We start from the raw sequence: 10,585 nt of genomic DNA on the forward strand, positions 1-10,585 counted from the left end.
ACAGAGGGCAAGCCGGAATGGCGAATTCCTCCACACTTCGTCACCTTCCGTGCGAGGGCCGGGATTCGGAAATGCGGGTGCCCGGAAAAGGGTGCGGCGACGGGGCGCGATCTTATTCGGACCGGTCTTTTCCGGGCGTAGGGGAGAACCCTTCCGAGTGACGTGCTGACACTCGTGAATTACGTCGGTACAAGTACGGAACCGCCCGTACGTGTGACGGAGTTCGACCAAAACGCGCGTCGTGATCCTGTGACGAAAGCGTGACCGGAGAGGTATCCGTGACGCATGGTGTGGACCCGCCGCAGGGTCTTCCGCGCGCCCGTCGTGGCGCCTTCCGCACGCCTGCCGGCCTTCCCCGGCGGGGCCGCGCTCGCCTACCGTGGCGGGCATGGCACCTATCCCGACCCCTCCCACAGAGCCCCAGGACAGCCCGGACGGTTACGTAGGCATGCCGGCCGACGGCGCCGAGCGGCAGGCGCGCGAGCGCGGCTGGTCCACCGTCAGGTCGCTGCGGCCGGGCACGATCATCACGATGGAGTACCTCGCGGGGCGGCTCAACTTCGAGGTCAAGGACGGCGTCGTGGCGCGCTGCTGGAAGGGCTGAGCCGCCCGCCCGGGAGCGACGGGCACGCGCACGGCGAAAGGCCCCGGTTCCGACACGGAACCGGGGCCTTCGCGGTGCGGGGGATGGGCTGTGCGTACCGGCCCCCGCCGTTGTGGGGTCAGCCGCCCGCCACCGGGCGGGCCGACGTGGTGCCGCGCGGCACGCGGTCGGAGTGGGGCGGGCGGCGGCTGCCCGCCGGGGTGACCGGCGTCCGCTCCGAGCGGGCCGTGTGCGGCCCGGGTGCCAGGTAGGCCGCGGGGCGTGCGCCGCGGGCGGCCGCGACCGGCTCGCGCACGGTCGTCTCGCCGTCCGGGGCCGTGCGCTGCGGGATCATGGCGGTCGCGCCGACCGGCGCGGGGCCGGGCTCCGGCACCGTGATGATGCCGGTGCGGCGGGCCCGCCAGGACTCGCGGACGCTGAAGATCATGGCCTCGACGCGGGTGATCAGCGTCTCGCACCAGGGCAGCGCGAGCAGGATGAGCAGGCCCGCGGCCCAGCCGAGGAAGACGTCGCTCAGCCAGTGCGTGCCGAGGTAGACGGTGGTGAGCCCGACGCTCAGCGAGACCACCGCGGAGAGGGCCGACAGATAGCGGCGGGTGCGCGGGGTTGAGGCGAGGTAGGCCAGGATTCCCCAGGTCACGACGGCGTTGGCGGTGTGGCCCGAAGGGAATATATCGCCGCCGAGCCACATCTCGTTCGAGCCGATCGCGGTGGCGTAGTGCGGGCCGAGGCGGCCCATGCCGAGCTTCGCGGCGCCCACGGTGACGTTGAGCAGGAGCAGGGCGGCGCCGAACATGAGGAGCGGACGCAGCGTGTGCTGCCGCCAGGAGCGCCAGCCGAGCCAGGCCGCGACCATCACGGCCGTCGGGCCGCGCTGGCCGAGCACGACCCAGTAGTCGAGGAAGGCGTGGATCTCCGGCCACTGCTGGTAGGGCCGGAAGAACATGACCTGCCAGTCGAAGCGCACCAGCCACGAGGTGGTCAGCACGGCGACGACGATGGCCAGGTAGAAGGCCAGGGTCGCGCTGAAGAGCACGACCCTGTGCCGGCTCATCCTCGGCACATCGAGGTGGGTCGGTCGTTCCGGCTCACGGTCCAGCCGGGCGAAGACCCGGTCAAGACGGGTGAGGTTTCGTTCGGTACGCACCCAATCGACGTTACAGCGAGTGAGTGCGGCACTAGGCCGAATCAGTGGCTTTGTGATGACGATGTGATGTGGGATTGATCTCAACACGAGGTTTATTCCCGTGTTTTGTTTATTCCGCACCGACCGCCTTAGTCAATTGGCTGATCATTTCCGGCGCAGTTTTATGCCCCTTATGAATTCGTTCACCGGGTCCTGGCGCGGAATTTCCCCCTCGATCACCGTGGGCCACGGAAATGATCATGACGCGATCACGGCGGGCCCGAGCCGTGCAGCCAGAACGCCCCATAGACCGCGCTCGCCACCGCCACACCCCCGAGCACCAGCGCCGACCTGGACGTCCGCAGCCGGGCGAGCGCCACCGCGACCGGCAGCAGCAACGGGAAGGCGGGCATCAGGAGCCGCGGCTTCGAGCCGAAGTAGCCGGCCGCGCAGAGGGCCAGCACGACGACGATCCCGCAGTAGACGAGCAGCGGCAGCGGCTGCCCGCGGCGCACGCACAGGACGTACAGCCACACGACCAGGGCGACGCCGACGATCAGCCCGAGGCCCGCAAGGGCGCCCGGCACCGAGGTGAACTTCTCCCCGACGAAGCGCACGAAGGCGTAACCGAAGTCGAAGCCGTTGCCCCAGCCCGCCTGGACGTCGAGATAGCCGAAGAGGCCGCCGCCGGTGCGGTGGCCGACCCACAGGACGTAGGCCGCGGCGCCCAGCGGGGCCAGGACCACGCCGAGCAGCGCGCGCCCGTCCGCCCGCCGCTCCCGGTACATCCGGACGGCGGCCGCCGCCCAGATCGCGGCGACCACCGCCGCGCCCACCGGCCGCGTCAGACCCGCCAGCGAGGCGAGCACGCCCGCCGTCACCCAGCGATCCCTGAGCACCGCGTACAACGACCAGGCCGCGAGCGCCGTGAACAAGGACTCGCTGTACGCCATCGACTGCACGATGCCGACCGGCAGCACCGCCCACAGCGCGGCCGCGCAGACGCCGGCGCGCCGCCCGTACACATGGTCGGCGACCGCGAAGATCCCGGCGGCGGCGAAGAGCGAGGCGACCCAGCTCACCACGAGCCCCGCGTCGGCGTACGACAACGGGCTCACCGCCGAGACGAGCCGCTCCAGCCAGGGCAGCAGCGGGAAGAACGCGAGGTTCGAGTGGACGCTGCCGTCCGGGAGCGTCACTTCCCAGCCGTATCCGTGCTCGGCGACGCGGGTGTACCAGAGCGAGTCCCAGCGGGCGGTCAGGAGCGTGTGCGGGCTCTTGCCCGCCACCGCGCCCCAGACCGCGAGCACGGCGACGCCCAGCGCACGCACCCCCGCGTACACGAGGAGCGCGGGCGCCGCGCGGCGGAGCACGGGGCCCGCCGGAGCCGGCGGTGGTCGTTGATCAAGATCGGTCACGAGCTCGATTATCGGCCGTACCGGGAACCGGACGCGGCCACGGGGCGTGGCCGATGACGGGGGGCGTGGCGCATGCCACATCACATCCGTACAACCGTGAGAGGTCCGCCACGCGTCCCGGGCGAGGACTCGCGTACTCTGACGGCTCACTCGCCTTTGTCCGCGCCGCCGCAGCCGGGAGTTCACCGTCCCGCAAGGCCGCCGATGCGAGGGACCACTGGGAGGTACGCACATGTCCGGGACGACCACGGCCGCAGCACAGCAGGGCCGTCGGGGATCCGGGGCCGGTGCCGGGGCCAACCGCTGGGTCGTGCTCGTCGTCCTCTGCGTGAGCCTGCTGCTCGTCGCCGTCGACGCCACCGTGCTGCACGTCGCGGTGCCCGCGGTCACCGAGGACCTGAAGCCCGGCGCCATCGAACTGCTGTGGATCGTCGACATCTATCCACTCGTCTGCGCCTCGCTCCTCATCCTCTTCGGCACGCTCGGCGACCGCGTCGGCCGCAGACGCGTCCTCCTCCTCGGCTACGCCCTCTTCGGCGTCGCCTCCGCGGTCGCGGCCCTCGCGGACAACGCGCAGGTCCTCATCGCGGCCCGCGCGCTGCTCGGCGTCGGCGGCGCGATGATCATGCCTGCGACGCTGTCGATCCTGCGCCAGGTCTTCCCCGACCGGCGCGAGCGGGCCGTCGCCATCGGCCTGTGGAGCGCGGTCGCCGCGGTGGGCGCGGCCGTCGGGCCGCTGCTCGGCGGGTTCCTCCTCGAGCACTTCTGGTGGGGCTCGGTCTTCCTCATAAACATCCCGCTGATGCTGGTCAGCCTGCCCATCGGCCGCTGGCTGCTGCCCGAGTCGACCGGTGACAGGGACGGGCCGTGGGACGTGGTCGGCGCGCTGATGGCCGCGAGCGGGCTCTTCGGCCTCGTCCTCGGGGTGAAGCGGCTCGGCGGCGGCGAGGACCCGCTCGGCCTCACCACCCTGCTCTCCCTCTTCCTCGGCGGCGCCCTCCTCGTCGGCTTCGTCCGCCGGCAGCGGCGGCGCAAGCACCCGCTGGTCGACCTGTCGATGTTCATGCGGCCCGCGTTCAGCACGTCGGTCGGCTGCATCGTCCTCGCCATGCTCGCCCTCGTGGGCCTCGAACTGATCGCCGCGCAATATCTCCAGCTGGTGCTGGGGCTCTCCCCGCTGGAGACGGGGCTGCGGCTGCTCCCCCTGACGATCGCCGCGATGGCCGCGGGACTCGCGGGCTCGAAGATGCTCGGCGGTCTCGGGCCGCGCGCGATGGTCTGCGCCGGCTTCTGTCTGACCGCGTTCGCCGTGCTGCTGCTCACGGGCATGGGCGGCCACGCGAACGACGCGTTGCTTCTCGTCGGGTTCGTGCTGCTGGGCTTCGGCCTGGAGACCACGCTCTTCGGTGCGTACGAGTCGATGCTGAGCGAGGCGCCGCAGGCGCAGGCGGGCGGCGCGGCGGCGATCGGCGAGACGTCCTACCAGCTCGGTGCGGGGATCGGCATCGCGCTGCTCGGCAGCGTCATGAACGCGGCGTACGCGCCGGGGCTCTCGTCGGTGCAGGGGGTGTCCGCCGCGGACAGCGCGGCCGCGGGGCACTCGCTCGGGGAGGCGTACGAGGTCGCCGGGCGGGTCGGGGGCGGGGCGGGGGCCGCGCTGCGCAGCGCGGCTCGGGACTCCTTCGTGCATGGGCTGCATGTGACCTTGCTGGTCAGTGCGGGGTTGCTGTTGCTGGGGGCGGTGGCTGCGCTGAAGCTGCCGCGGGGGATGGAGTGTGGGGGCTCTGGTTCTGCCCCTGCGGGGCGGGCTGAGCGGGTTCCTGGGCCTCGGGACCCCGAGCGGGTCGGGGCGGGGTCGTCTGCCGACGTCTGACCTTCGGTGGGGGCGGTGTTCCCCGCGGGTGCGTGGGGGTTCTTTGCGCAGTTCCCCGCGCCCCTTGATGGGGGCAGATTTCGGGTGCGGGTGCGTGGGGGTTCGTCGCGCAGTTCCCCGCGCCCCTAAGATGCCATTTCACTTGGTCAGTCTGCGGTGACATATGAGGGTTGCGGCGATGGCGGTGAAGGCCAGGAAGTGTTGCGGCTTGCGCTCGTAGCGGCGGTGCAGGCGTCGACAGCCGGACAACCAGGACACGGTCCGCTCCACGACCCAGCGGTGTCGTCCCAGGTGCTGGGACGACTCGATGCCCTTGCGGGCGAGGCGGTGCCGGATGCCGCGGGATGCCAGCCATCGCCGCAGGTGGCGGTAGTCGTAGCCCTTGTCTCCGTGCAGTTTCCCCGGCCGTCGGCGTCGCGGGCCGCGACGGGAGCGGATCGGCGGGATGCCACGAACCAGAGGGATGAGGGCCTGGCTGTCGTGGAGGTTGGCGGCGGAGATGCCGATCGACAGGGGCAGACCCTGCCGGTCGACGATGAGGTGGATTTTCGATCCCTTCTTGCCGCGGTCGGTCGGATTCGGTCCCGTCAGCTGCCCCCTTTGAGGGCGCGGACACTGACGGAGTCGATCGCACACTGCGTCCAGTCCAGCCCGCCCTGGGCGCCGAGTTCGTCCAGGACCAGGCGATGGAGTTTGGCCCACACCCGGGCTTCGGTCCACTCGGTGAACCGGCGAAAGGCGGTCACCCCCGACAACCCGAAGCCCGGCGGCAGTTGGTTCCATGTGCAGCCTGAGGTGGCCACGAAGATGATCGCGGCGAGCACCTCGCGGCCCCCGCGCCGGCGATGGCCTCCACCCTGCGGGCGAACCGGCGCCGGCGGCACCACTCGCTGGAACAACTCCCATAAGTCTTCCGGCGCCATCCGCTCGACGAGCGCAGCAGTCATCACCCCAGACTGCCGCAAAATCACGCCAACTGAAATGGCTTCTAAAGCGCGTCCCCCAGCGCGGCGCGTCCCTTGCTTGACGCGCCCCGTTCGGGTGCGGGTGTGTGGGGGCTTGTCGCGCAGTTCCCCGCGCCCCTGAAAGCGCCTCCGCTGCGTGGTGCGTCCCGTCGGGGTGTGTTCTCGGGTGGTCTGGACGTGGGGGAGACTGCGTCGTAACGTCGGCGCGAGTGTGCTAACTATCAGTGCTAGTTTTGTGTTGCCGGAGGCCCGCATGTCCGCAAGCGCCCGCATCCCTCTGCCGCCCTTCGACCCCGCCGACCCCCTCGGCATCGACGACCTCCTCGACCCCGAGGACCTCGCGATCCGGGACACCGTCCGGACCTGGGCCACCGACCGCGTCCTGCCGCACATCGCCGACTGGTACGAGAAGGGTGAGCTGCCCGGTATTCGCCAGCTGGCCCGGGAGCTGGGTTCGCTCGGGGCCCTCGGGATGTCCCTGGAGGGATACGGCTGCGCAGGGGCCAGCGCCGTGCAGTACGGGCTCGCCTGCCTGGAGCTGGAGGCCGCCGACTCCGGCATCCGCTCCCTCGTCTCCGTGCAGGGCTCCCTCGCCATGTACGCCATCCACCGCTTCGGCTCCGAGGAGCAGAAGCAGCGATGGCTGCCGGGCATGGCCGCGGGCGAGATCATCGGCTGCTTCGGCCTGACCGAGCCGGACCACGGCTCCGACCCGGCGTCCATGCGTACGCACGCGAAGAAGGACGGCACCGACTGGGTGCTCAGCGGCCGGAAGATGTGGATCACGAACGGGTCGGTGGCCGGGGTCGCCGTCGTCTGGGCCCAGACCGAGGACGGGATCAGGGGGTTCGTCGTACCGACCGATGCTCAGGGGTTCTCGGCGCCGGAAATCAAGCACAAGTGGTCGCTGCGCGCGAGCGTCACCAGCGAGCTGGTCCTCGACGAGGTGCGGCTGCCCGGGGACGCGGTGCTGCCCGAGGTCGTCGGCCTCAAGGGCCCACTGAGCTGTCTCTCGCACGCGCGCTACGGCATCGTCTGGGGCGCGATGGGCGCGGCCCGGTCCTCCTTCGAGGCCGCCGTCGACTACGCGAGCAGCCGCGAGCAGTTCGGCCGGGCCATCGGCGGTTTCCAGCTCACCCAGGCCAAGATCGCCGACATGGCGGTCGAGCTGCACAAGGGCATCCTGCTCGCCCACCACCTGGGCCGGCGCATGGACGCGGGGAAGCTGCGTCCCGAGCAGATCAGCTTCGGCAAGCTCAACAACGCCCGTGAGGCGATCGAGATCTGCCGCACGGCCAGGACCATCCTGGGCGCCAACGGGATCTCGCTGGAGTACCCCGTCATGCGGCACGCGACGAACCTCGAGTCCGTCCTCACGTACGAGGGCACGTCCGAGATGCATCAGCTGGTACTGGGCAAGGCGCTCACCGGTCTCGACGCGTTCCGGTGAGCGGCCTCGCCTAGCTCTGGTTGAAGAAGCCGTCCGTCGCGCGGCTGCCGGCCTCGCCGTTGACGATCTGGGTGTCGGCAGGCGTGAGCAGGAAGACCCGCGTGGCCACGCGCTCGATCGAACCGCGCAGGCCGAAGGTGAGGCCCGCCGCGAAGTCGACCACGCGCTTGGCGTCGGTGGGCTCCATGGACGTCAGGTTCATGATGACCGGGACGCCGTCCCGGAAGAGCTCACCGATGCGGCGGGCGTCCCGGAAGCTGTCCGGGGTCACGGTCCCGATCCGGTGTTCCTGCTCCTGGGCCTTCTCGCTCGCCACCCGCACACGCGGGTCGGTGACCCAGGCCTCCGGCTGGTCGGGTCCCTCGCTCCGGTCGTCTTCGTAGCCGTCGTCGTAGTAACGCTCGTCGTTGTTGTCGTCGACGAGGCCAAGCCAAGCACTCGCCTTGCGCACCGATCCCATGGACGCCTCCTCTCGCAGCGGTTTCCCTGAATTCCGCATCCCTATCGTCGTCCATGATGCGGATGATGCGCCAAGTGGATAGTCGCCGCGCGGGGTTTTCGTGACGGTACTGGTGCAGAGTCAACACGCCGATGTGCGGTGCGCTCCAAGGGTCGTGCTGTGTACGGCTGCTGACACTGAGTGAAATATGATTCTTCACGGCGTATGGGTGACGGCCGGTGCGTACGGGTGAACGAGACGATGGCTACGATGCCGGGGTTGATCGCACACGGGCTCGGGGGAGTCGTCTTGTTCGGAATCGTCAGGCCCTGCAGCCACCGCCTCGGCGAAGGGCTCAAGACCCAGTGGATGGCGCACCTGTGCGGGCTCTGCCTCGCGCTGCGCGGCGACCACGGGCAGTTCGCCCGCGTCGTCACCAACTACGACGGCCTGATCATCTCGGTTCTGACGGAGGCTCAGGCGGAGCGGTCGACCGGCCGGCGGCGCACCGCGGGGCCCTGCCCGCTGCGCGGGATGCGGACTGCCTCCGTCGCGCAGGGGGAGGGGGCGCGGCTCGCCGCCGCCGTCTCGCTGGTGCTCGCGTCGGCGAAGGTCCGTGACCATGTCGTCGACGGTGACGGGCTCCTGGCGCGCAGGCCGGTGGCTGTCGCCGCGTGTCGCGTGGCGCGGAACTGGGACCGGGCGGGCGCCCGGACCGGCGCCGATGTGGGGTTCGACACGGCGGTCCTGGTCGACGCCGTCGAACGGCAGGCCGGCGTCGAGGCCTTGGCGGGCCCCGGCACCTCCCTGCTCGCGGTCACCGAGCCGACGGAGTCCGCGACCGCCGCGGCCTTCGCGCACACCGCCGTGCTCGCCGGGCGGCCCGGCAACGCGGCGCCGCTCGCCGAGGCGGGCCGCCTCTTCGGCAGGCTCGCCCACCTGCTCGACGCCGTCGAGGACAAGGAAGCTGACGCCGCGTCGGGCGCGTGGAACCCGCTCACCGCGACCGGCACGTCCCTGGCCGAGGCGCGCCGCCTCGCCGACGACGCGCTGCACGGCATCAGGCTCGCACTGCGTGACGCCGAGTTCACCGACGGCAAGCTGGCGCACCGGCTGCTCGCGCACGAGCTCGGCACGTCGATCGACCGGGCCTTCGGCACGGTGGCGTGCGGGCACGGGGGCGCCTCGCACGAGGTGACGGCGCATCAGGGCGGGGGCTTCGGGCCGCCGCAGGGGGGTGCGTACGGTACTCCGCCGCAGGGCGGGCCTTACGGCGGCGGGAATCCGTACGGGGGTGGCAACCCGTACGGGGGCGGGGCTTCCGGCGGGCCCGGCGGTTTCGACGGCCCTGGCGGCGTCGGGGGCGGGCCCGCCTTCGAACCGCAGCCGCCGAAGCCCGGCAAGCGCGGCTTCTGGGCGGGGTGTGCCGTCGCCATCGGGCTCTGCTGCACCTGCAAGATGTGCTGCGCCGACTCGTACGAGGGTCCATGGTCCCGCAAGAAGCGCGAGGGCTGCTGCAACAACTGCGGCGACTGCGACTGCGGCTGCTGCGGCATCTGCGAGTGCTGCTCCTGCTGTGACTGCGGGCTGTAGCCGGAGCCGGGGCGCGTGACCGGGCGTCAGCTCTTGATCTCCGGCGGTGAGATCCGCGACTTCTCGATCGCCGAGCCCTGCGTGCCCCACTTCTTCAGGATGCGGTCGTACGTGCCGTCCTTGATCAGCTGGTCGACCGCGGCCCGGAAGGCCGGGGCCAGCTCCGACCCCTTCTTGAAGGCGAAGCCGACGTCGAGCCGCCGGTACTCGCCGAGGAACTTCAGGCCCTCCTGCTGTTTCACGGCGTACCGCAGACCGTTGAGGGTGGACATCACCACGTCGGCCCTGCCCTGCTGGAGCGCGGCCCAGATCGCGCCCTGCTCGGCGTACGTCTTCACGCTGTACGGCTTCTCGCCCGCCTCCTCGCAGACGTGCTTGTTGTCCTCCAGCGTGACCTCGAAGGTGGTGCCCGCGCCGGTCGCCACGTTCAGGCCGCACAGCTGCTCGAAGTCGGTGACCTTCCTCAGCTTGCTGTCCTTCCGGACGGCGAAGCCCTGCCCGTCGTTGATGTACGTGACGAAGTCGATGGTCTTCCTGCGCTCGTCGGTCACGCCGAAGTTGCCGGTGCCCAGGTCGTACTTGCCGCTGCCCAGGGCCGGCAGGATCGCCTCGAAGCTCGCGGCCTCCCGCTCCAGCCTCAGGCCGAGGACCTTGGCGACGGCATCGGCGAAGTCGATGTCCTGGCCGACGACGGTCCTGCCGTCCTCCAGGTAGAGCGCGCCGGGCGGCGTGCCGCCGACGGAGGAGGCGACCGAGAGCGAGCCGCGGTCGCGTATGTCGTCCGGGAGCAGGCGCGCCGCCTTCCCGTCCTTCCCGACCGAGGCCACCACGTCCGTGGTCGGGATCTTCGCGCTCCCGCCGGCGGGGGCCGCACCGCCCGCGGACCCCGCGGCGTCACCGCCCGACCCGCACCCGGTCAGAACGAGGGTGGCCGCGGTGATCAGGGCGAAGGCCGCCGGGATGCGGCGGGACTGCAGGGGCGTGCTCATGGCGTGACGGTCTCCAGCTCGACGGGGCAGGGCAGGGCAGGGCGAAGCGAACGATCGAAGGGCAGGGCGAAGCGAACGTTCGAAGGGCAGGCGAGGCAGACGTACGAGGGGAGGGGGTGTCACCGCTC

General features: G+C 71.1%; 9 protein-coding genes. 4 read left to right on the forward strand and 5 right to left on the reverse strand.

The features are described 5' to 3' along the window. Positions 1-388: 388 nt before the first annotated feature. On the forward strand, positions 389-604 hold the full coding sequence (locus DEJ48_RS30965) for an I78 family peptidase inhibitor (RefSeq protein WP_150219473.1): 216 nt from the start codon (positions 389-391) through the stop codon (positions 602-604). 118 nt (positions 605-722) lie between these two features. Here the strand turns inward: DEJ48_RS30965 and DEJ48_RS30970 are convergent, their stop codons facing one another. Further along, positions 723-1,751, reverse strand: coding sequence for a phosphatase PAP2 family protein (locus DEJ48_RS30970; RefSeq protein ID WP_150219474.1), 1,029 nt, complete (start codon positions 1,749-1,751; stop codon positions 723-725). Between the two features lie 248 nt (positions 1,752-1,999). Then, positions 2,000-3,148 (reverse strand): mannosyltransferase family protein, encoded by a 1,149-nt coding sequence (locus DEJ48_RS30975; RefSeq protein ID WP_150219475.1) that lies wholly within the window; start codon positions 3,146-3,148, stop codon positions 2,000-2,002. Positions 3,149-3,380: 232 nt separating this feature from the next. On the opposite strand from DEJ48_RS30975, the gene DEJ48_RS30980 reads away from it, so the two are divergent. Continuing rightward, complete coding sequence (locus DEJ48_RS30980) at positions 3,381-5,021, forward strand: MFS transporter (RefSeq protein WP_150219476.1); 1,641 nt, start codon at positions 3,381-3,383, stop codon at positions 5,019-5,021. A 138-nt stretch (positions 5,022-5,159) separates the two neighbouring features. On the opposite strand, the gene DEJ48_RS30985 is transcribed toward DEJ48_RS30980, so the two are convergent. Further along, positions 5,160-5,968 (reverse strand): IS5 family transposase gene (locus DEJ48_RS30985; RefSeq protein WP_223832262.1). Its coding sequence is split into 2 segments (ribosomal slippage): positions 5,160-5,618 and positions 5,621-5,968, totalling 807 coding nucleotides; the frame shifts between segments, so codons are not numbered across the junction. Between the two features lie 271 nt (positions 5,969-6,239). Between DEJ48_RS30985 and DEJ48_RS30990 the strand changes: the two genes are divergently transcribed. Continuing rightward, entirely contained in the window at positions 6,240-7,436 is a 1,197-nt protein-coding gene (locus DEJ48_RS30990; protein ID WP_150219478.1) for an acyl-CoA dehydrogenase family protein, read from the forward strand. A 10-nt stretch (positions 7,437-7,446) separates the two neighbouring features. On the opposite strand, the gene DEJ48_RS30995 is transcribed toward DEJ48_RS30990, so the two are convergent. Beyond that, the gene (locus DEJ48_RS30995; protein WP_150219479.1) at positions 7,447-7,896 is read right to left on the reverse strand and encodes a cell division protein SepF; all 450 of its coding nucleotides are present in this window, start codon (positions 7,894-7,896) and stop codon (positions 7,447-7,449) included. Positions 7,897-8,184: 288 nt separating this feature from the next. Between DEJ48_RS30995 and DEJ48_RS31000 the strand changes: the two genes are divergently transcribed. Then, positions 8,185-9,468 carry a DUF5685 family protein gene (locus tag DEJ48_RS31000; protein WP_190537692.1) on the forward strand — a complete coding sequence of 428 codons (1,284 nt, stop codon included), beginning with the start codon at positions 8,185-8,187 and terminating at the stop codon, positions 9,466-9,468. A 26-nt stretch (positions 9,469-9,494) separates the two neighbouring features. On the opposite strand, the gene DEJ48_RS31005 is transcribed toward DEJ48_RS31000, so the two are convergent. Further along, positions 9,495-10,457: an ABC transporter substrate-binding protein gene (locus tag DEJ48_RS31005; protein ID WP_150219481.1), complete on the reverse strand. Its 963-nt coding sequence runs from the start codon at positions 10,455-10,457 to the stop codon at positions 9,495-9,497. Positions 10,458-10,585 lie beyond the last annotated feature (128 nt).

The sequence above is a fragment of the Streptomyces venezuelae genome, from assembly GCF_008642315.1.
Taxonomy (GTDB): Bacteria; Actinomycetota; Actinomycetes; order Streptomycetales; family Streptomycetaceae; genus Streptomyces; species Streptomyces venezuelae_D.